This window comes from Telluria sp. ZT3P25, assembly GCF_059685895.1.
Window position 1 is genome coordinate 2,848,372 of sequence record NZ_JCASIJ010000001.1, and the last position, 20,472, is coordinate 2,868,843.

Here is a 20,472-nt window from a genome sequence, read left to right on the forward strand (position 1 = left end):
ATGGAGGTTCGCCGCGCTAGATGCGCAGCAGGCGGTCGGGTGGCGGAATCAGGTCGGGCACGTGCGAGACGTAGCGCCGGGTTTCGCCGCGCAGGTGCGGCGCACCCTTGGGCAGGGGCAGATTGGGTTGTGACGACAGCACCGCACTGGCCGACAGGTGGTGGCAGGCGTCGCAGTCGTTGCAGGGGTCGGACGGGCTGGCGTCATCCTGGCTTGACGCCGGGGACGACGACGCGGTCGAGGACGAATGCTTGTGGGTGTGGTGGCCCGGGTGCATCGTTTTTTCATTGTGCGTGCAATAGGCAGCACCCGCCGCCCAGGCAGCCTGGAAGGGCATGGCGAACAGCAGCAGGATGAGGAAAAGACGGCGCATCGGATCGGTCATTGTCGAATGGCACGCGACCGGATGATCGCGCGCCAGATGCCATTAAATACCCTGTAGCGGCTGGAGGGTCAAGGATTATCGTCCCGCCGCGCCATACGCGTTGCTGGCAGGCCCCGCTTAACCGACCAGCACGCTCGCACGCGACTGCAACCCAGACTGCACTTCCTGGGCGCTGCTGCGCGCAGGCACCGGCACATCGAACTGATAATCGGCCGCAGCATGCACTTCCCAGCCGCCGTCGCCCGTCAGCCACAGCACATGGGTATGGTGGCGCAGCACGCCGGCGCGGTGCGCGACGCTGACCAGCGTCGTGCCCTTGTCGCGCAGGCGCTTGTACAGCGACGATTCGTTGGCAGAGTCTAACGCGCTGGTGGCTTCGTCCAGGATCACGATGGCCGGCTCGTGCACCAGTACGCGGCCGAATGCCAGGCGCTGCTGCTCGCCGATCGACAGCAGCTTTTCCCAGTCGAGGATGGCGTCGAGACCTCCGACGCGCCCGGCCAGGTACGGCAGGTGCACCTGCTCGAGGATGTCGGTCAGCTGCGCGTCGCTCAGCGTCGTGCGGGTGCTTGGATAGATGAGCTGGCTGCGCAAGGTGCCCGGCTGCAGATACGGCTGCTGCGGCAGGAAGAAGAAATCTTCGCGCGGCGGATGATGAATCACCCCGCTGCCCTTGTTCCAGAGCCCCGCAATGGCGCGCAGCAGCGAGCTCTTGCCGCACCCGCTGTCGCCGTTGATCAGCAACGCGTCGCCCGGCTTCAGCGACAGCGTCAAATCCTTGATCAGCACGCGGTCGGACTGCGGCGGGCACAGCGTCAGTGACTCGAGTGCCAGATGGTCGCCAGGCGTGCGTGTGATGCGCGCCTGCGTGTCGCACGGATTGCCGGCCGGCGGCTCGGGCATCACATGCATGGACAAAGTCTGCAGGCGGCCGATGCCCGCAACGAAACGGCTCAGGCTTTCGAAGTTGTCGACGATGACGCCGACCGCCGCCAGCACCGCCGTGAACGCGCCAGCTGCCTGCACCGCGCGCCCCACTTCGAGCTCGCCCGAGAGAACGGCATCGGCCAAGATCACGAACGGCAGCACCAGCGTGAGCTGGCTGAAGGTGCGCTGGAACAGGTTGAGCGCGCGCTGCTTCTTGATCAGGCGCGAAAAGTTATGGATGACCTTGTTGAACTTGCTGTCGATGTGCGCGCGCTCCTGCGCTTCGCCGCCATAGAACGCGATCGATTCGGCATTCTCCCGCAGGCGAATCAGGCTAAAGCGGAAATCGGCTTCGCGCCGCAACTGCCAGAAATTCAGGTGAATGAGCGGATTGCCGAAAACGACCAGCGCAGTCATCGTGCCCAGAAGCGCATACCCCACCAGCACGGCCACCAGCACGTGCGAGATCGACCACAGCACCGCGCTGAAGGCCACCAGCTGCATCAGCGAACCCAGGAAGATCAGCATGAAGTGAACGGAGCGGCCGGTGAACGTGTTCACATCCTCGCAGATACGCTGGTCAGGATTGTCGATCTCCTGGTTCGAGCCCAGCTCGTAGTATTTGCGGCCGCCCACGTAACCATCGAGAAAGCGCCGCGTCAGCCAGCGGCGCCACTTGTTGGCGAACAGATCGCGCATGTAGTAGTAGAACGCGTAGATCGGCACGGCGAACGCGAGCACGATCAGGCAGGCCTGGACCGCGCCCCAGAAGCGGTTGCGGTCCTTGCCGGCCAGCGCCGAGGTCAGCTCGCCGGCCTGGTCGTTGAGCATCACGGCGAGCTTGGTTTCGACCAGCATCAGCACGATCAACAGCGCGAGCAGCAGCCAGGCCCGCTTGCGCTCATCACCTAGCCAGTACGGCTTGGCGACGCTGACGAACTGCTTCCACGCTGCTACCGACAAGGGCGGGCCTCTGCGCTTTTTCTTCGTGTTGCCAGGAATGCCGCGTGGCGTTCCCTCGTCAAGCGTCTGTGTATGGTCCGTCATGATTCTGCAATGCCTGTTCCCGGCGCGTCCGACCACGAAAACGCGTCCGGTAGTACGTTGATTCGTGCTGGCATCGGCAGCGATTGACGCCGATGTCGGCAAACCTGCGAACTGTATTTACCCAGTTCACGTACGCAGCATACGGTCGTGTCAGCAAATAATCCGTGCGGAAACAGACATAACTACACTATCTTGATGGAATCCTTATGGGAAGCAACATCGAAGGCGACCGGCCAATTGACGGATGTGCCGTCAATGCGCTTCCAGCAGGGCCAGGTCGGGAAACTGCGTCACGCGGTAGCGGATCGGGTAGGTGTCGGGCTGTGGTGTCATCAAGTGCCCCGCGACCGCGCTCACCGTATTCCAGTCATAGGTGCCGGCACGCTGCGCCTCCCCCTGCTCATTGAAGCGTACCAGGGCGATCCTGTCTGCTTTGGGAAGCAGCGCATCGACACCCTCTGACCAGGTACAGAGGCTGAATTCCTGGCGCGCATGGTTGTCTTGTGCCAGCATGAAGCTCGCGACAAACAAGTCGAGGTCGTGCTTTTCATGCAGATCGTCGAGAAGTGTTTTCTGGGCCGCATAGTCTTCGGCCAGATAGCGTTGGCGCAATTGGGCCAGGCCGCGTGCAACTTCCTCGTCTTCAGGCATATAGGTTTGTGCGCTGCCGTTCCGAAAATGGTACATCGCCGCCGATACCGTGCGGCCCTGCTCTTCACTGGCAGTGTGGGCCAGGGCAAGCATGGCCAGTAACGCACGGCGATCTCCAGCCGGGGCCAGCAAGATGCTGTCGCGCGTGGGAATCATCACGACCGGGTCGCTGATGCCGGCGCGGTGGATCACGTCTGGCAGCAGAAGGCGCGACGAGTCGTAGGCATCGTTCCAGTCGCCGACCATCACGCCATCGGGGTTGCGTACGAATCCGCCACCCGGCATGCCACGCAGATGATCGAGCGCCATATCCAATGCCACCGCAAACGACACCCCCCATGCATCGAGCTGCGTTGCAGTCACGATACTCATCGAATCGGCGTCATCGACGACAATCACGGTCACGACATCCTCGCCAAGTGGCGCCGCGGACGTACCAGGCAATGCCGTTCCCGCAAAACGTGCCGACAGACGTAGCGACTCGGCGTACGAGCGCGCCCGAACGGCCGGCAGCAGGTTGGCCCTGACATCCTCGAAACGCTGCGGAAGCGAGGTGTCGCGCAAGATGGCCATGCACATCTCGAGAAAGCGCGGGCGATCGGCGCGCGCAGCATCTCGGTATTGTTTGTGCAGGTTGGCGAGATTGACGATCTGGTCGCCGTTTGCACCGGTGAGGATGCGTGCCCGGTCCGCATCAAAATGCATCGGATGTGCAAAGCTGCTGCGCTGCGCATGCGCCATCAGCGCCTGTGCGAACTTTTTCAGGGATGGCTTGAACTGGAAGAGTGTCAGCATGGCGCGCCTTGATCGTGGTGATCCACGAATGTAGCGTATCGGATTGCCGGCGTCGAATCGCCTTGCATAGCACATCGATCCCTTTCGTCAAGAAGGCGGCGCCGCCCGATTTTCTCGCGCATACGGGCGTAAAAAAACCGCCAGGCTCACGCGCTGGCGGTTTTTTCAGATTGCAGCGTGATTACACTGCTGCGCCTTCGACCGGATCAGCGGCCTTCATCGACAGCTTCAGACGACCGCGCTCGTCGGTCTCGAGGACCTTGACGCGCACTTGCTGGCCTTCTTTCAGGTAGTCGGCAACAGCGTTGACACGCTCGTTGGCGATCTGCGAGATGTGCAGCAGGCCATCCTTGCCTGGCATGACCTGGACGATCGCGCCGAAGTCCAGCAGTTTCAGCACGGTGCCGTCGTAGGTCTTGCCCACTTCGACCGATGCGGTCAGCTCTTCGATGCGGCGCTTGGCTTCCTGGCCGGCGGCAGCGTCGACCGACGCGATCGTGACCACGCCTTCGTCGCTGATGTCGATCTGGGTGCCGGTCTCTTCGGTCAGCGCGCGGATGACGGCGCCGCCCTTGCCGATGACGTCACGGATCTTCTCCGGATTGATGCGGATGGTGATCAGGCGTGGCGCGAAGTCCGACAGTTCGGTCTTCACGGTTGGCATGGCCTTCTGCATTTCGCCCAGGATGTGGTGACGGCCTTCTTTGGCTTGCGCCAGTGCCACCTGCATGATTTCCTTGGTGATGCCCTGGATCTTGATGTCCATCTGCAGCGCGGTGATGCCTGCTGCGGTACCGGCCACCTTGAAGTCCATGTCGCCCAGGTGATCTTCATCGCCCAGGATGTCCGACAGCACGGCGAACTTGCCGCCTTCCTTGATCAGGCCCATGGCGATACCGGCCACGTGCGATTTCATCGGCACGCCAGCGTCCATCAGTGCCAGGCAGCCGCCGCAGACCGAGGCCATCGACGACGAACCGTTCGACTCGGTGATTTCCGAGACCAGGCGCACCGAGTAGCTGAAGTCTTCCGGATCCGGCAGCGCAGCGATCAGCGCGCGCTTGGCCAGACGGCCGTGACCGACTTCGCGGCGCTTCGGCGTGCCGACGCGACCGGTTTCGCCGGTGGCGAACGGAGGCATGTTGTAGTGCATCATGAACGAGTCGGTGTACTCGCCCATCAGCGCGTCGATCTTCTGGCTGTCGCGTGCAGTGCCCAGCGTGGCAACGACCAGCGCCTGCGTTTCACCGCGGGTAAACAGGGCCGAACCGTGGGTGCGTGGCAGGACGCTCGAACGGATCGAGATCGGACGCACGGTGCGGGTGTCGCGACCGTCGATGCGTGGCTCGCCTTCGAGAATCTGCGAACGCACGACCTTGGCTTCCATGTCGAACAGGATGTTGCCGACGTCGCCCGAATCGGCCGTCACGCCAGCGGCGCTCAGCTCAGCCATGACTTCCGACGACAGCGACTTCAGCTTTTGCTGACGCGCCGATTTTTCGCGGGTCTGGTATGCATCGCGCACTTTCGCGCCGGCCAGTTCGCCGATACGGGCGATCAGTTCTTCGTTCTTTGGCGCCGGCGCCCATTCGACTTCCGGCTTGCCGCCTTCGGCGACCAGGTCGTGGATCGCATCGATCACGACTTTCATCTGGTCATGGCCGAACACGACGGCGCCCAGCATGATTTCTTCGGACAGTTGCTTGGCTTCCGACTCGACCATCAGGACGGCGGTTTCGGTGCCGGCCACGACCAGGTCCATCTGCGAAGTCTTCAGCTCGGTGGTGGTCGGGTTCAGGATGTACTGGCCATTCGCGTAGCCGACGCGCGCGGCACCGATAGGGCCGCTGAACGGGATACCGGCGATGCACAGGGCGGCCGAAGCGCCGATCATCGCAGGGATGTCCGGATCGATTTCAGGGTTGACCGACAGCACGTGGATGATGACCTGGACTTCGTTCAGGTAGCCTTCCGGGAACAGCGGACGGATTGGACGGTCGATCAGACGCGAGGTGAGCGTTTCTTTTTCGGAAGGACGGCCTTCGCGCTTGAAGAAACCGCCCGGGATTTTACCCGCAGCATACGTTTTCTCGAGGTAGTCGACGGTCAGCGGGAAGAAGTCCTGACCCGGCTTGGCATCCTTGCGTGCGACCACGGTTGCCAGCACGACGGTATCTTCGACCGACACCACGACGGCGCCGCTTGCCTGGCGCGCGATTTCGCCCGTCTCCAGGGTGACAGTGTGTTGACCGTACTGGAAGGTTTTCGTAACTTTGTTAAACATGGGGTATCCCTTTCATTTTGCCGACAGATTTTCAGGTGCTGTCGTTCACCTCTCACCACGGGCCGTTCACGAGCAGAACAGCCTTGCAACAACAAACAAACCGCTCAAAAACGAAAAATGCCCGCGACAGAGAACTGGCGCAGGCATCTTCAGACTTAAACCGTCTGGCGCAAACGAATTACTTACGCAGGCCCAGTTTGGCGATCAGGTCGCGGTAACGGTTCAGATCCTTGTTCTTCAGGTACGACAGCAGGCTCTTACGACGGTTGACCATCATGATCAGACCACGACGCGAGTGGTGATCTTTCTGGTGGGCCTTGAAGTGGCCGTTCAGGTCGTTGATGCGTGCGGTCAGCAGTGCAACTTGCACTTCTGGCGAACCGGTGTCTTTTTCGCCGCGTGCGTTGTCCGCGATAATCGCGGCTTTGTTCAGAGTTTCTACGGTCATGATGTTACCTTTCACATGCGGTGCAAGAGTCGCAACCCAGCGCACCGTGATTGATTAAAATGCCTGCCCGGATTCGGACAGACCGGCAAGTATAGTGCAAAACGCGGGTGCCCACCAGCATTTGCCCGCCCTGCCGCCATGTAAAGGACAAAATAATGCACCCAATGATGAAAATAACAACGCTGGCCGCCACGCTGCTGCTGGCGGCGTGCGCCACGCGCCCTGCCCCGCTGCCCGGCGAAACAGCCGATGTGGTCCAGGCCAAGCTCGGCAAGCCGACGTCCGTCTATGTCGACGGCGATGGCGCGGCGCGCTCGCTCGAGTACGCGACGGGGCCGATGGGCCAGTACACGTGGATGGCACGCATCGGGCCCGATGGCCGCCTGACGGCCTACGAGCAGGTGCTGACGGGTGAAAAGTTCGCCACGCTCAAGGTCGACCAGGCCACCAAGGAGCAGGTCTTGCGCACGATCGGACGCCCTGCCGAACGCTCGCGCGTGGCGATGCAGAACTACGAGGTCTGGTCGTACCGCTACAAGGAGGCTGGCGTCTGGAACTCGCTGATGCACGTGCACTTCGACGAGGGAGGCGTCGTGCGCCAGATGATGAACGGGCCGGACCCGATGTACGAGCCAAGAGACCGCAGCTCCTGGTAGGGGCTGCGGTATGAGGCGGCTTAGCGCGCCGGCGGCAGCTTGCGCCCGCCGTCGCTGTGCACGAAGTCTTCGATCGCATCGAGCGACGGCGCCAGGCGGCGCAGCGAGCTCGATAGCGTTGCGAGCAGCGTGACATGGTTCACGCCGGTGAAGCTGACCTCACGCACCGGCACACCCGTCGCGCGCAGCCGGTCCGCCAGCGCGCCCGTGTTGCGCTCGGGATCGACCGTCGAATCGTTACGCGCCGCGATCAACAGCGCGGGCGGCGCATTGACCGTCACGTGGTTGATCGGCTGCGAATCGCGCGGCGTATTCGGGTACAGGAACACCGGGCGCGTCGTTTCATTTTCCACGGGCAGGAAGTTGTAGGGACCGGCCATGCCGATCCAGCCACGCAGGATGCTCGGGGCCGTGCCCTGCGCGCGCAGCCAGCGCGGGTCGAGTGCCAGCATCGCGGCGTTGTAGGCGCCGGCACTGTGGCCCATCGCATAGATGCGCTTCGGATCGCCGCCATATGCCTTGATCCGGCGCGATGTCCAGGCCAGTGCTTCGGCGCTGTCGGTCAGGAAGTCGGGATAGCGCACCTGCGGATACAGGCGATAGTCGGGAATGACCACCACGAAACCACGCGCCGCCAGTGCGCGGCCGACGAAGGCATAGTCGGCGCGCTCGCCGTCGACCCAGTTGCCACCGTAGTAGAACACGATGACGGGCGCCGGGCCGGTCCAGTTTTCGGGCCGGTAGATATCCAGCACGTGGCGCGGATTGGTGCCGTAGGCGGCCGAGGCCACCGTGCGCGTGGCGCCGCTCGGCGAGACCGCATTGACCAGCGACAGCGGTGAGCAGGCAGCAAGCAGCCCCGACAGGAGCAGGACGGTGGCGGCGCAGGCCGCGAAGTAAGGAGCTCTCATGGTTGCGGGCGCCCGGTGATCAGCGATGGAGGTCGTCGTCGGCGTCGTCGAGCGGGATAATGCTGACCCGCTTGCCCTTCGCACGCTGCCACACATACACGGCGTAACCCGACAGGCCGTAGATCACGAAGATCGGCCACAGGACCTTGGGCGGATCGATTGCCAGCAGCGCCAGCACCAGCGCGATCAGGAACACCGCGATGAATGGCACCGACTTGCGGAAGTTGATGTCCTTGAAGCTGTAGAACGGCACGTTCGACACCATCGTCAGGCCGGCGAAGACCGTAATGCCCCACGACACCCACTCAACCTTGCGCGGGATGACGCTGATATCGGGATCGATCATCATCATGATAAAGCCGATCACGAGCGCCGCTGCAGCCGGGCTGGGCAAGCCCTGGAAGAAACGCTTGTCGACCACTTCGATATTGGTATTGAAGCGTGCAAGGCGCAAGGCGGCGCAGGCGCAGTAGATGAAGGCCGCGACCCAGCCGACCTTGCCAAGGCCGTTGAGCGACCATTCGTACATCACCAGCGCCGGTGCAGCGCCGAACGAGACCATGTCGGCGAGGCTGTCGTATTGCGCGCCGAATTCACTCTGGGTATTGGTGAGGCGCGCGATGCGCCCGTCCAGGCCGTCGAGGATCATCGCGATGAACACGGCCCAGCACGCCTGGTCGAAACGCTGATTCATTGCCATGACGATGGCGTAGAACCCACAGAACAGCGCGGCCGTGGTGAAGGCATTGGGCAGCAGGTAGATGCCGCGGCTGCGCTCACCGGCAGCCCGTCCTTGCGTACGGGGCGCGAAACGCTTTTTCAGGCGGGAGAATCGTGGACCCTTGGGCGGGGTCCCTGGCTTTCTTCTTCGTGGAAAAGTTGGCATAAGCAATCGTATTCAAGTGAGCCGCCGAGCGACTGTTCCCACCCATTATAGAGGCGGGACCCGTGTTAGCGAAACACTACGCTAACCCGGCTGGCAATTGCATGTCGCCTACTTGAACACGACCGTGCCGGATGGCGCCTATTTGAAGGCGCAGTCAACGTTAAATAGAGCCGAGCCATGAACTGATGAGCGATTTCGTGGTCCAACGCCTGTCGCCAGCATCAGGAATCGCCCATGAAAGCGCCCCGTTTCAAGAACTGGTTTGCCAGGTTGTCAGCGCTGAATCCGCCACAGCGCCGGCAAGTGCTCGACGCCCTGCATCCCGCAGCTGGCCTCGCTCAGGTGGTCGCACTGATCGCGCAGGCAAGAGCGCCAGCGCGCTGCTGCCCCAGCTGTGGCAACGAACGCTGCAATCGGCACGGGTTCGCCAACGACCTGCAGCGCTTTCGCTGCTGCGCCTGTGGCCGCACATTCAACGACCTGAGCGGCACGCCATTGGCGCGGCTCAGGCACAAGGCCAAATGGCTCGCGTATTCACAGGTGCTGCTCGATTCACTGTCCGTGCGCAAGGGCGCAGACCAGGTCGGCGTGCACCGCAACACGGCTTTCCGATGGCGCCACCGCTTTCTCAAATGGGTCAAGCTCGACCGGCCTGCATCGCTCAACGGCATCGTGGAGGCCGATGAGACATTCCTGCTCGAATCGCAAAAAGGATCACGCACGCTCGACCGCCCGCCACGCCGACGGGGCGGCTGCGCGCCCAAGCGTGGCATTTCCCGCCATCTCGATTGCATCCTGGTGGCGCGCGACCGGAATGGCCGCACCATCGATGCCGTCACTGGCCGTGGCGCACTGACAGCCGCGCAACTCGAACGCGATTTGCTGCCCAGCCTCGATCCGCAGGCGCTCCTGGTCAGCGACAGCCACGCCGCGTACCGGGCCTTTGCACGCAAGCACAGGATTGCGCACGAGACAGTCAATCTGCGCGCCGGCGTGCGCGTCAGGCATTCGGGTAGCCGCGCCATCCACGTACAAAACGTGAACGCCTACCACGGGCGCTTCAAGGCCTGGCTACTGGGCTTTCGCGGGGTGGCATCGCGCTACCTGCCCAATTACCTGGGGTGGCGCTGGGCACTGGATGGCGGGCGGGTCAGTTCGGCAGAACAATTGTTTTGCATCGCAATCGGCGTCATCAACAGACAACGCTGACTGCGCCTATTTGAACTTGACCTTGCCCACCAGGCGCATCTGCAGCGTGGTTTCGCCTGGTTCGAAGCTCGGTTCAGCCATGCCATCATCCATCTCGCGCTTGGCGCTCGAACGCATCATCATGGCCGGCGCGGCCTGGGCGTCGCCCGCATAATTGCCCGAGCCCTCGAAGTCGACCGTATCGAGCACGGCGTCGCCAGGCTGACGGCCCATCGCCTTGGCGATCGAGACGATGCGCTCGTTCAGGTTCTGGTACGTCGCAGCGATGCGCTGGTCGTCGAGGCGCTTCTCGGTCGCCGGGGTCAGGCCGAAGTTGATGTTATTGATCTGCAGGACCTTCTGCGCGGCGGCGGCCGTTTTCGGCAGCGCGGCCAGATTCGTGGTCTTGACTTCCAGGTACTGGCCAACGCGCCAGGCGATCGGCACCGGCTTGACCGGCGCGACCACGCGGCCGACCGGCTGTGGCTGCACTTCCGGGTACACCGGGTACGTGTAATAGCCCTGGGTTTTCAGTTCGGCTTTCGGATCGGCTCGGCGCACGATCTCGGTGCCCTCTTTCATCTTGCGGTTGACGCGGTCGGCGGCGGCGTTCTTGTCCTTGTCGTGCTCTTCGACGGCGAACGTGATCGTCGCTTCGTCATTGACATGCTTGACTTCGCCGAAGGCCGGAACGATGACCATGGTGCCGGTGGTCGCGGTCGACGGCGCGGTCTGCGCCTGGGCAGCGCTGAAGGCCAGCACGAGGGCGGCAGCGACGAGGGATTTGGTGAATGCCATTGTTGTTCTCCTGTGAGTTGCGACGTATGTCCGACTTGGTTATACGATACCTTGCACAGGGAAAACATCGGTACTTTGTAATGGACAGTTGCAAATGAGTAGCTTTTGACGTGCTTTGTAACAACCGGCGCCCCATGAAAAACGGCGCCCGAAGGCGCCGTTCCTGTCCACTACATCGACATTAATTCTTCGACTGATCCACCAGCTTGTTCTTCGCAATCCACGGCATCATCGCGCGCAGCTTCGCGCCGACTTCTTCGATCGGATGCTCGGCGGTCAGGCGACGACGCGAGATCAAGGTCGGTGCGCCAGCCTTGTTTTCCAGGATGAAGCTCTTGGCGTATTCGCCGGTCTGGATGTCCTTCAGGCACTGGCGCATCGCATTCTTGGTGTCTTCGGTCACGACGCGCGGGCCGGTCACGTATTCGCCGTATTCCGCGTTGTTGGAGATCGAGTAGTTCATGTTGGCGATGCCGCCTTCATAGATCAGGTCGACGATCAGCTTGAGTTCGTGCAGGCACTCGAAGTACGCCATCTCCGGCGCGTAACCGGCTTCGGTCAGCGTCTCGAAGCCCGCCTTGATCAGTTCGACCGCGCCGCCGCACAGCACGGCCTGCTCGCCGAACAGGTCGGTCTCGGTTTCTTCGCGGAAGTTGGTTTCGATGATGCCAGCGCGGCCGCCACCGTTGGCCATCGCGTACGACATGGCGATATCGCGGGCAGCGCCCGATTTGTCCTGGTACACGGCGATCAGGTGCGGCACGCCGCCACCTTGCGTGTAGGTGCCGCGCACCGTATGGCCCGGCGCTTTCGGCGCGACCATGATCACGTCGAGGTCGGCGCGTGGGACGACCTGGCCGTAGTGCACGTTGAAGCCGTGGGCGAAGGCCAGCACGGCGCCCTGCTTGGCGTTCGGCTCGATATTCTGCTTGTAGACTTCGGCGATGTTTTCGTCCGGCAGCAGGATCATGATGACGTCGGCGTTTTTCACTGCTTCATCGACTTCCGCCACTTTCAGGCCGGCTTGCTCGACCTTGCCCCACGAGGCGCCGCCGCGACGCAGGCCGACGGTGACATTGACGCCTGATTCGCTCAGATTCTGTGCGTGCGCGTGGCCTTGCGAGCCGTAACCGATGATGGCAACGTTCTTGCCCTTGATGAGGGAGAGGTCGCAGTCCTTGTCGTAGAAAACGTTCATTTTTTTATCCTGTTATTTGATTTGAATTGTGTGATGTTGAGCGTCGCTCAAACTTTCAGAATGCGTTCGCCGCGGCCGATGCCCGAACCACCGGTGCGCACCGTCTCGAGGATCGAGGCGCGGTCGATGGCGTCGATGAAGGCGTCCAGCTTCGATTTGGCGCCGGTCAGCTCGATCGTGTAGGTCTTTTCGGTGACGTCGATGACGCGGCCACGGAAAATATCGGCGGTGCGCTTCATTTCTTCGCGCTCCTTGCCAACCGCCCGCACCTTGATCAGCATGAGCTCGCGCTCGATGTGCTGGCCTTCGGTCAGGTCGACCACCTTCACCACCTCGATCAGGCGGTTCAGGTGCTTCGTGATCTGCTCGATGATGTCATCCGAGCCGGACGTGACAATCGTCATGCGCGACAGCGTCGCGTCTTCGGTCGGCGCGACGGTCAGCGTTTCGATGTTGTAGCCGCGCGCCGAGAACAGGCCAACCACGCGCGACAGTGCACCGGCTTCGTTCTCCAGCAGGACAGAAATAATATGGCGCATTTACAGGTCCTCCGAGCCAAGCAGCATTTCGTTCAGGCCGCGGCCCGCCTTGACCATCGGCCACACGTTTTCACTCTGGTCGGTAATGAAGTTCATGAACACCAGCCGGTCTTTCATGGCGAATGCATCGCGCAACGCGCCGTCGACATCGCCCGGTTTCTCGATCTTCATGCCGACGTGACCATAGGCCTCGGCCAGCTTTTCGAAGTCGGGCAGCGAATCCATGTATGACTCGGAATAGCGCGAGCCGTAATCGATCTGCTGCCACTGGCGGACCATGCCCAGGAAGCGGTTGTTGAGCAGAATGATCTTCGGCGTCAGGTGGTATTGCTTGCAGGTGGCAAGCTCCTGGATGCACATCTGGATCGAGCCTTCGCCGGTGACACAGGCCACGGTGGCGTCCGGATTGGCCATCTGCACGCCCATCGCGAACGGCAGGCCCACACCCATCGTGCCCAGGCCACCGGAATTGATCCAGCGGCGCGGCTTGTCGAACGGGTAGTACTGCGCGGCCCACATCTGGTGCTGGCCGACGTCGGACGTGATGAACGCGTCGCCACCGGTGACCTTGTGCAGCTGCTGGATCACGGACTGCGGCTTGATCAGCGTGTCGGAGCTTGCATATGCCAGGCAGTCGCGGCCACGCCATTCGGCGATCTGCTTCCACCAGCTTTGCAGCGCAGGCGCATTGGCGTGGCCATTGCCGGCGTCGAGCTGCGAGAGCAGTTCGATCAGCACGTCCTTGACGTTGCCGACAATCGGAATATCCACTTTCACGCGCTTGGAAATCGACGACGGATCGATGTCGATATGGATGATCTTGCGCGGATGCGAGGCGAAATGCTTCGGGTTGCCGATCACGCGGTCGTCGAAGCGCGCGCCGATGGCGATCAACACGTCGCAGTGCTGCATTGCCATGTTCGCTTCATAGGTGCCGTGCATGCCCGGCATGCCGACGAAGTGCGGATCGGACGAACGCGATCCGCCCAGGCCCATCAGCGTGTTCGTGATCGGAAAGCCGGTGGTCTCGACCATGCGGTTGAGCTCGTTCGAGGCATTGGCCAGGATGACGCCGCCGCCCGCATAGATCATCGGCCGCTCGGCATTCTGCAGCAGCGCGACCGCTTTGCGGATCTGGCCGGCATGGCCCTTGTCGACCGGACGGTACGAGCGCATCTCGATCTCGCGCGGGTACTCGAACAGGCATTTGTTGACCGTGATGTCCTTCGGGATATCGACCAGCACCGGACCGGGCCGGCCGGTACGGGCGATGAAGAAGGCTTTCTTGATCGTCGACGCCAGATCACGCACGTCCTTGACCAGGAAATTGTGCTTGACCACCGGGCGGGTGATGCCGACGGTGTCGCATTCCTGGAACGCATCCTGGCCGATCGCGTGACTCGGCACCTGGCCCGAAATCACGACCATCGGAATCGAATCCATATAGGCGGTCGACAGGCCGGTAACGGCATTGGTGACGCCCGGACCGGACGTGACGAGAGCGACGCCCACGGTGTTCGAGCTGCGCGAATAGGCATCGGCGGCATGCACCGCGGCTTGTTCGTGGCGAACGAGAACGTGCTGGAATTTATCTTGCTGGAAGATCGCGTCGTAGATATACAGAACCGCGCCGCCCGGATAACCGAAAACGTGCTTGACGCCCTCTTCTGCCAGACAACGGACAACGATTTCAGCGCCCGTGATGGGGACTGTTGGATCGAAACTCATAACCATTCCTTTCAAAACCCATAGGGTTGATTGATCGGATGCTCGTTCCTGGCGATATGCGTGCTGCGCTTACAACCCTCAGGCTCCACTTCTTTCTGCGTGCACGTCGATGGTTCGGGTCGCCGTAGGGACCGTACGCATTGACGCTGGGCGCAACTCGTTAGGCTTGAGTGTTTGTAGCGGTTGGACGCATCTCTCGCGCTTGTGGCACGGGTCGGAGCAAACTGCCTACAAATGAAAGCGTGCCATGGCGGACGGGGCGTTGTGGGCGACTCCCGCATGACGTTGATGCTTTGAGGGTGCAAAGCGTGAGGAACACCATACCGCGCCGCACCATTCTGGTCAAGCTTTGTCTTTCGACAAGATGAGACCTTTGTTGGCGCAAATAGCAGGCAGGGCGCGCCTGCCGGGTAAGCGCTGGAGGCAAGCACCGCACTGCGGCGCAGCGCGCGGGATCTGACCCGCTCGTTTTTGGTGCACGTAGAGTGCGCGTGTTGTAAATAGGGTGCACCGCATTAGAATACGTCTTATTGCTACATGGAAATCATACTTCGAAGAAAAAACCGCTTAAGATGATTTCATCGTAAGTACGGTTTTTTACCCACCTTCTGCCCCGGATTCAGCTATGCAAGCGCTCAACGAAACTCTCCAGGAAATGGCCATGGCCGCGATGACGGCCATCGACCGCGCACAGGCGGTAATCGAGTTCGATCTCGAAGGCCGCATCCTGCACGCCAACCGCAATTTCCTGCTCACCCTCGGTTACGAGCAGGATCAGGTCATCGGGCGCCAGCATGCGATGTTCTGCGAGCCCGCCTACCAGCGCTCGCCTGAATACCAGATGTTCTGGCACAGCCTGGCCAAGGGCGAGTTCCATAGCGGCGAATTCAAGCGCATCCGCAGCGACGGCACGCCGGTCTGGATCCAGGCCACCTACAGCCCGATCTTCGACGCCGATGGCAAGCCGGTCAAGGTGGTCAAGTTCGCCACCGACATCACCGAGCAGAAGCTGCTGGCAGCCGAGTCGCGCGGCAAGCTCGATGCGATCGGACGCTCGCAGGCGGTGATCGAATTCGATATGCGCGGCAACGTCTTGTCTGCCAACGAAAATTTTTTGCGCACGATGGGCTATACCGCAGACGAGATCGTCGGGCGCCATCACACCATGTTCTGCGACCCGGAACTGGCCAAAAGCGCCGAATACCGGCACTTCTGGGCCGACCTGGGCCAGGGCCGGTTCCAGGCTGGACGCTTCCAGCGCCGTGGCAAGCACGACGCCGACATCTGGATCCAGGCCACCTACAATCCAATCCTCGATGCCACCGGTAAACCGTACAAGGTCGTCAAGTTCGCGATGGACGTGACGGCCCAGGTGCGGCGCGAAGAACTGGTGAGCGCCAAGATCGACGCCATCGGTACGGCTCTCGACGGCCTGGGCCGCTCGATCACCACGATCGCCGACGGCGCGCGCGAGTCCGCCGCGATGGCGGCGCGTACCCAGGACGGTGCGGCCAGCGGCAGCCGCTTGCTGGAACGCTCCAAGGGCGCCATGCAAGCCATCCAGACCTCGTCCGGCGACGTGCGCGAAATCATCGACACCATCACCAGCATCGCCGGCCAGACCCATTTACTCGCCTTCAATGCTGCGATCGAGGCGGCGCGCGCGGGCGAGCATGGGCGCGGCTTTTCAGTGGTGGCCAACGAGGTGCGCAAGCTGGCCGAAAAGTCGGCCCTGGCGGCACGCGAGATTTCCAAGCTGATCAACGAGACGGTCAGCCGCGTCGACGAAGGCACCCGCCTGGCCGGCGATGTGGAAGATGCGTTCGAGCGCATCCTCGAATCGGTCGCCACCAGCAGTTCGATAGCCGGCATCGGCAGCGCCACCCACCACCAGGCCGACTCCACCCGCGACGCTTCGCGCCTGCTGGCAGAGCTCGAGGCCGTAGCGCGAGAGCGCTAGGCCATGCCGGCCACCTGCAGCGCGCAGCTGACGCTGGCGCGCATCCGGATCGGCGAAGTCGGGATCGGCATACGGATCGAGGCCGTGCTCCAGGCGCTGCCGTTGCCAGAGACGTTCAGTCGCCTGCCCCTGCGCACCCACGCCCTGCTCGGCATGGTCGACCACGAAGGCATGGCCGTGCCGGTGGTCGACCTGGCGCGCTGGCTCGACGTCGGCGCAGCGCCGGCGGGGGCCGTCCCGCAACTGCTGTTGCTGCGCGACGGTGACCGTACCGTCGGCCTGCGCGTCGATGCGCTCGAGGAGCTGGTCGAGGTCGAGGCAGCGGCGCTGCAGCGCCTGCATCACGGCGACGACCCGGACGACGTGTTCCACAGCGCCGTGCCGGCCGGGAACGGCGTGCTTCTGAGCCTGCTGGAAGTGACCCGGCTGGCCGATCTGGCACAGTGCTGGAGCACGGCCCCGACGGCCGCCACGGCCGCTGCGTCTGCAGCACTGCCCGTGGCCGACACGCTGCCGTGCACCTGTTATGCGCTGCTCGACACCGGCCACGGTCTGATCGGCGTGCCACCGGCCGCGCTGGCCGAAGTGCTTGCCTTGCCGCCGCTGACGCATATCGGCAGCAGCGCCTGGTGCTGCTGGCACGACAGCCAGCTTGCGCTGATTGCCAGCACCGCGTTGTTCCAGGCACCTGGCGCCGACACGCGCGTCGCTGCTGCGCCACTGCTCGCCGTGCTGCAACATGCCGACCTGGCGCTGGGTGTGCCGGTGCAGGCCGTGCTGCGGCTCGAGGAATTTGGTCCCGGCGTACCCAGCACGGACGGGCTTGGCGAAAATGTCATCGACGCCAGCGGTGCCACGGTGCTGCTGGTCGACGTCACGCGTTTGCTGGCGCGGCATCCCGAGGCGGCCCTGGCGCGCGGCGACAGCGTCACGTCCATTGCATCCGCCAGCGTCGGTGCGGGCACCAGCAATGCCGAAGCCTATATCGTGTTCGATGCCGCCGGCCTGCAGGCGCTGCCGCTCTCCGCAATCGAACAGATCGTGCCGCTGGACCTACCGCTCAGCGCCACCATGGCCTGGCAGGGGGCGGCGATCCCGCTGATCGACCTGCGTGGGGAGGCACCCGGCGCGGATGGCACGGATGGCACGGTGCTGGTGGCGCAGGGTGCGCACGGGCTGGCCGGTCACGTCGTGCGCCGCGTGCAGTCGCTGATTCCGGCCGGGGCCGGTCGCATGTTCAACATGGGTGCCAACGGCACAGAGTTCATCACGACAGACGATGGCGGACAGGAAGCCACGTATCGCATTGCGACTCTAAGCGCGCTGCAAGCGGCGAACTGACCCCGGCCACCTTGCACTTCAGCGTTGCATGCCCCAGCGCCGCACTGTCACGTGCTCCAGCGTCCGAAACACGCAGCGCTCGATCGCCAGGCCAATCATGATCACCGTGGCCAGGCCCGCGAACACTTTATCGGTGAACAGCTCGTTGCGGTTCTGGAAGATGTACCAGCCCAGGCCGCCCTGCCCCGACGTGCTGCCAAAGACCAGCTCCGCCGCGATCAGCGTGCGCCAGGCAAAGGCCCAGCCGATCTTCAGGCCCGACAGGATCGACGGCAGCGCCGCCGGCACCAGGATTTGCAGCACCATGCGCAAGCCGCCCAGGCCATAGTTACGCCCGGCCATGCGCAGCGTTTCGGGTACGGCGCGAAAGCCCGCGCTGGCATTGAGCGTCAGCGGCCACACGACCGAATGAACCAGCACCATCAGCAGGCTGCCCTTGCCCAGGCCGAACCACAGCAGCGCCAGCGGCAGCAGCGCAATGGCCGGGAGCGGATTGAACATCGACGTCAGGGTGTCGATCAACTCGCGTCCAAAACGGTTCGACACGGCCAGCCAGATCAGCAGGAACGCGATCGCCACACCCAACAGGAATCCCTGCACGAGGATGGCCAGCGACACCATCACATAACCGATCAGCTCGCCCGACGCGATGCCATCGATGAAAGCGCGCGCCGTCTGCAGCGCGCCCGGCAACAGCAGATCATTGTCGACCCAGCGTGCCAGCAACTCCCACAGGATGACCAGCGCCAGCAGGATCGCGGGCTTGCTCAACCAGCCCCAGCGGTTGACCGGCCCAGTGTTGACCACGGCGGGCGCCGGCGCTGCACGCTGCGGCGCGACGTATTCGGGCCGGACCGGCGGTTCGTGCACGGCACTCATGGTTGCGCCTGCGCGGGTTGTGGTTGAACGGCGGGCGCCTCAGCATCAGCGCCGAACAACAGCGCGTGGATACGCTGCGTGGCGGCCTGGAACTCGTGGCTGCCCGCACTGGCCAGGCTGAACTGATGACTATTGAGTTCGGCGCGCACGCGCCCCGGGTGCGGCGACAGTAGCAGGATGCGGTTGCCCACCACCAGCGCCTCTTCGATCGAGTGGGTCACGAACAGCATCGTGAAGCCGATCTCGTCCCAAAGCGCCTGCAGCTCTTCCTGCATGCTGCGCCGGGTCAGCGCATCGAGCGCGGCAAACGGCTCGTCCATCAGCAGCACGGCCGGCTGCATCGCCAGCGCGCGGGCAATCGCCACCCGTGCCTTCATGCCGCCCGACAGCGTGTGCGGATAGGCATCGGCAAACCGCGCCAGCCCGACCTTGCCGAGCCAGTGGCGGGCGCGCACCTCGGCCTCGGCCCGCGCAACGCCACCGGCCAGCATCGGGAACAGGACGTTCTGCTTCACCGTCTTCCATGGCGGCAGTTGATCGAATTCCTGGAATACGACGATGCGGTCCGGGCCCGGCCCCGTGACGGGCTTGCCGCCAAGGTGCAGGCTGCCCGCGCGCGGCGCGATGAAGCCGCCGATGGCTTTGAGCAGCGTCGACTTGCCGCAGCCCGACGGCCCCAGCAGCACGAAGCGGTCGCCCCGGTAGACGTCGAAGCTCACGTCGTCGGTCGCGCGCACGACGCCGCGCTCGCTGGCGTATTCCAGCGTGACATGTTGGGCGCGCAGCAGCGGTTCCGGCGGCACCAGGTTGAAGGGGACAATGGCGCGCATATCAGCTTCCGTTGGCGATGGCCGGATGCGCGAAGAAGTAATCGCGCCACGACGCCGGCTTGTTCCTGATGGCACCGACCTGGTGCAGAAACTGCGCCAGGCCCAGCGTGTTTTGCGGCGCCACGCCGAACTGCGTCTTCGGATCCTTGATGACCTTGAGCAGCAGCGCCCGGTCGACGCTGCCCTTGTTCACGCGCAGATAGGCATCGGCCGCGCCTTCGGGATTGGCCGCAATATACTGGGCCGCCTCGGCCAGCGCATCGATGAAGGCGCGGTAGGTCTTCGGATTGTCTTTCACGTACTTCTCGGTGGCATACAGCACCGTGGCCGACGACGGCCCGCCCAGCACCTGGTACGAGTCGAGCACGACGTGCGCATTGGGATTACCGGCCAGCTCGAGTTGCTGGAACGGCGGCGCGGCGAAGTGCCCGTTGAGCTCGGTCTTGCCGGCGATGAGGGCAGCGGCCGCATCCGGATGCGGCACCGTCTGCGTGAGCGGATCGAGCTTCTTGAACTCGGCCAGGCCCCACTGTTTTGCCGCCGCCATCTGCAGGATGCGCGCCTGCACCGACACCGTCACGGCCGGCAACGCAATCCGGTCCTTCGCGCTGAAGTCGGCAATCGTCTTCACGGCCGGATTGGTGCTGACGAGGTAATACGGAAAGCTCCCCAGCGACGCGATGCCGCGCACGTTCTGGCGCCCCTTCGTGCGATCCCAGATCGTCATCAACGGGCCGACGCCGGCGCCGGCCACGTCGATCGAGCCGGACAGCAGCGCATCGTTGACGACCGCGCCGCCCGACAGCTTGACCCAGTCCACGTCGACATCGATCCCCTGCTTCCTGCCATGCTTTTCGATGAGCTTCTGGTCCTGCGCCACGTTCAGCAGCAGATACACAACACCGAACTGCTCGGCCACGCGGATCTTGCCTTCAGCCTGCGCCGTTGACGGCAGCGCCAGCGTCAGCGCTGCAGCCAGTGCCAACAATTTTTTATTGAGATTCATGGGTGTCCTGGAATG

General features: G+C 63.2%; 18 protein-coding genes. 4 read left to right on the top strand and 14 right to left on the bottom strand.

The genetic code is table 11. From position 1 onward, the window contains the following. Positions 1-16 precede the first annotated feature (16 nt). The 5 genes from AC56LY_RS12670 to rpsO all read right to left on the bottom strand — a co-directional run bounded on the left by AC56LY_RS12670 (position 17) and on the right by rpsO (position 6,537). Complete coding sequence (locus AC56LY_RS12670) at positions 17-373, bottom strand: cation efflux protein, CzcI family (protein WP_499579963.1); 357 nt, start codon at positions 371-373, stop codon at positions 17-19. A gap of 129 nt (positions 374-502) precedes the next feature. Then, the gene (locus AC56LY_RS12675) at positions 503-2,359 is read right to left on the bottom strand and encodes an ABC transporter ATP-binding protein/permease (RefSeq protein ID WP_499579965.1); all 1,857 of its coding nucleotides are present in this window, start codon (positions 2,357-2,359) and stop codon (positions 503-505) included. A gap of 252 nt (positions 2,360-2,611) precedes the next feature. Next, complete coding sequence (locus AC56LY_RS12680; RefSeq protein ID WP_499579969.1) at positions 2,612-3,880, bottom strand: DUF1444 domain-containing protein; 1,269 nt, start codon at positions 3,878-3,880, stop codon at positions 2,612-2,614. Positions 3,881-3,986: 106 nt separating this feature from the next. After that, positions 3,987-6,089, bottom strand: coding sequence for a polyribonucleotide nucleotidyltransferase (gene pnp / locus AC56LY_RS12685; RefSeq protein ID WP_183555351.1), 2,103 nt, complete (start codon positions 6,087-6,089; stop codon positions 3,987-3,989). Between the two features lie 178 nt (positions 6,090-6,267). Further along, entirely contained in the window at positions 6,268-6,537 is a 270-nt protein-coding gene (gene rpsO, locus AC56LY_RS12690) for a 30S ribosomal protein S15 (RefSeq protein WP_183555352.1), read from the bottom strand. A gap of 164 nt (positions 6,538-6,701) precedes the next feature. On the opposite strand from rpsO, the gene bamE reads away from it, so the two are divergent. Continuing rightward, positions 6,702-7,193 carry an outer membrane protein assembly factor BamE domain-containing protein gene (gene bamE, locus AC56LY_RS12695; RefSeq protein WP_499579974.1) on the top strand — a complete coding sequence of 164 codons (492 nt, stop codon included), beginning with the start codon at positions 6,702-6,704 and terminating at the stop codon, positions 7,191-7,193. Positions 7,194-7,213: 20 nt separating this feature from the next. Here bamE and AC56LY_RS12700 read toward each other — a convergent pair whose 3' ends face one another. After that, the gene (locus tag AC56LY_RS12700; protein WP_499579976.1) at positions 7,214-8,104 is read right to left on the bottom strand and encodes an alpha/beta hydrolase; all 891 of its coding nucleotides are present in this window, start codon (positions 8,102-8,104) and stop codon (positions 7,214-7,216) included. 19 nt (positions 8,105-8,123) lie between these two features. Further along, a complete protein-coding gene (gene pssA / locus AC56LY_RS12705) occupies positions 8,124-8,990 on the bottom strand; it encodes a CDP-diacylglycerol--serine O-phosphatidyltransferase (protein ID WP_258834937.1) in 867 nt (288 codons plus the stop codon). 234 nt (positions 8,991-9,224) lie between these two features. Between pssA and AC56LY_RS12710 the strand changes: the two genes are divergently transcribed. Further along, entirely contained in the window at positions 9,225-10,199 is a 975-nt protein-coding gene (locus tag AC56LY_RS12710) for an IS1595 family transposase (protein ID WP_499579984.1), read from the top strand. A 6-nt stretch (positions 10,200-10,205) separates the two neighbouring features. Here the strand turns inward: AC56LY_RS12710 and AC56LY_RS12715 are convergent, their stop codons facing one another. The 4 genes from AC56LY_RS12715 to AC56LY_RS12730 form a co-directional block, all read right to left on the bottom strand. Further along, complete coding sequence (locus AC56LY_RS12715; protein WP_499579987.1) at positions 10,206-10,976, bottom strand: SIMPL domain-containing protein; 771 nt, start codon at positions 10,974-10,976, stop codon at positions 10,206-10,208. A 181-nt stretch (positions 10,977-11,157) separates the two neighbouring features. Further along, complete coding sequence (gene ilvC, locus AC56LY_RS12720; RefSeq protein WP_183555357.1) at positions 11,158-12,174, bottom strand: ketol-acid reductoisomerase; 1,017 nt, start codon at positions 12,172-12,174, stop codon at positions 11,158-11,160. Positions 12,175-12,221: 47 nt separating this feature from the next. Then, a complete protein-coding gene (gene ilvN / locus AC56LY_RS12725; protein ID WP_183555358.1) occupies positions 12,222-12,713 on the bottom strand; it encodes an acetolactate synthase small subunit in 492 nt (163 codons plus the stop codon). Beyond that, the gene (locus AC56LY_RS12730) at positions 12,714-14,441 is read right to left on the bottom strand and encodes an acetolactate synthase 3 catalytic subunit (protein ID WP_499579989.1); all 1,728 of its coding nucleotides are present in this window, start codon (positions 14,439-14,441) and stop codon (positions 12,714-12,716) included. It lies immediately after the preceding gene. Positions 14,442-15,102: 661 nt separating this feature from the next. Here AC56LY_RS12730 and AC56LY_RS12735 point away from each other — a divergent pair. Beyond that, positions 15,103-16,401 carry a methyl-accepting chemotaxis protein gene (locus tag AC56LY_RS12735; RefSeq protein ID WP_499579992.1) on the top strand — a complete coding sequence of 433 codons (1,299 nt, stop codon included), beginning with the start codon at positions 15,103-15,105 and terminating at the stop codon, positions 16,399-16,401. Positions 16,402-16,404: 3 nt separating this feature from the next. Next, positions 16,405-17,742 carry a chemotaxis protein CheW gene (locus tag AC56LY_RS12740; protein WP_499579994.1) on the top strand — a complete coding sequence of 446 codons (1,338 nt, stop codon included), beginning with the start codon at positions 16,405-16,407 and terminating at the stop codon, positions 17,740-17,742. A gap of 18 nt (positions 17,743-17,760) precedes the next feature. Here the strand turns inward: AC56LY_RS12740 and AC56LY_RS12745 are convergent, their stop codons facing one another. From AC56LY_RS12745 to AC56LY_RS12755, 3 genes are read right to left on the bottom strand one after another with little or no spacing between them, the layout of a single operon-like run. Further along, a complete protein-coding gene (locus AC56LY_RS12745; RefSeq protein WP_499579997.1) occupies positions 17,761-18,621 on the bottom strand; it encodes an ABC transporter permease in 861 nt (286 codons plus the stop codon). Then, positions 18,618-19,451 (bottom strand): ABC transporter ATP-binding protein, encoded by an 834-nt coding sequence (locus tag AC56LY_RS12750; RefSeq protein ID WP_499580000.1) that lies wholly within the window; start codon positions 19,449-19,451, stop codon positions 18,618-18,620. Before AC56LY_RS12750 ends, AC56LY_RS12745 begins: the two co-directional genes overlap by 4 nt. A gap of 1 nt (position 19,452) precedes the next feature. Then, the gene (locus AC56LY_RS12755; RefSeq protein WP_499580002.1) at positions 19,453-20,457 is read right to left on the bottom strand and encodes an ABC transporter substrate-binding protein; all 1,005 of its coding nucleotides are present in this window, start codon (positions 20,455-20,457) and stop codon (positions 19,453-19,455) included. Positions 20,458-20,472: the final 15 nt, after the last annotated feature.

Coding starts and splice junctions, on each gene's coding strand:
- ilvN (WP_183555358.1), bottom strand. CDS start 12,713: ATGCGCCATATTATTTCTGTCCTGCTGGAGAACGAAGCCGGTGCACTG.
- AC56LY_RS12700 (WP_499579976.1), bottom strand. CDS start 8,104: ATGAGAGCTCCTTACTTCGCGGCCTGCGCCGCCACCGTCCTGCTCCTG.
- AC56LY_RS12670 (WP_499579963.1), bottom strand. CDS start 373: ATGCGCCGTCTTTTCCTCATCCTGCTGCTGTTCGCCATGCCCTTCCAG.
- AC56LY_RS12735 (WP_499579992.1), top strand. CDS start 15,103: ATGGCCGCGATGACGGCCATCGACCGCGCACAGGCGGTAATCGAGTTC.
- pssA (WP_258834937.1), bottom strand. CDS start 8,990: ATGCCAACTTTTCCACGAAGAAGAAAGCCAGGGACCCCGCCCAAGGGT.
- ilvC (WP_183555357.1), bottom strand. CDS start 12,174: ATGAACGTTTTCTACGACAAGGACTGCGACCTCTCCCTCATCAAGGGC.
- AC56LY_RS12730 (WP_499579989.1), bottom strand. CDS start 14,441: ATGAGTTTCGATCCAACAGTCCCCATCACGGGCGCTGAAATCGTTGTC.
- AC56LY_RS12710 (WP_499579984.1), top strand. CDS start 9,225: ATGAAAGCGCCCCGTTTCAAGAACTGGTTTGCCAGGTTGTCAGCGCTG.
- AC56LY_RS12750 (WP_499580000.1), bottom strand. CDS start 19,451: ATGCGCGCCATTGTCCCCTTCAACCTGGTGCCGCCGGAACCGCTGCTG.
- pnp (WP_183555351.1), bottom strand. CDS start 6,089: ATGTTTAACAAAGTTACGAAAACCTTCCAGTACGGTCAACACACTGTC.
- AC56LY_RS12675 (WP_499579965.1), bottom strand. CDS start 2,359: ATGACGGACCATACACAGACGCTTGACGAGGGAACGCCACGCGGCATT.
- AC56LY_RS12680 (WP_499579969.1), bottom strand. CDS start 3,880: ATGTGCTATGCAAGGCGATTCGACGCCGGCAATCCGATACGCTACATT.
- AC56LY_RS12715 (WP_499579987.1), bottom strand. CDS start 10,976: ATGGCATTCACCAAATCCCTCGTCGCTGCCGCCCTCGTGCTGGCCTTC.
- AC56LY_RS12755 (WP_499580002.1), bottom strand. CDS start 20,457: ATGAATCTCAATAAAAAATTGTTGGCACTGGCTGCAGCGCTGACGCTG.
- AC56LY_RS12745 (WP_499579997.1), bottom strand. CDS start 18,621: ATGAGTGCCGTGCACGAACCGCCGGTCCGGCCCGAATACGTCGCGCCG.
- bamE (WP_499579974.1), top strand. CDS start 6,702: ATGATGAAAATAACAACGCTGGCCGCCACGCTGCTGCTGGCGGCGTGC.
- rpsO (WP_183555352.1), bottom strand. CDS start 6,537: ATGACCGTAGAAACTCTGAACAAAGCCGCGATTATCGCGGACAACGCA.
- AC56LY_RS12740 (WP_499579994.1), top strand. CDS start 16,405: ATGCCGGCCACCTGCAGCGCGCAGCTGACGCTGGCGCGCATCCGGATC.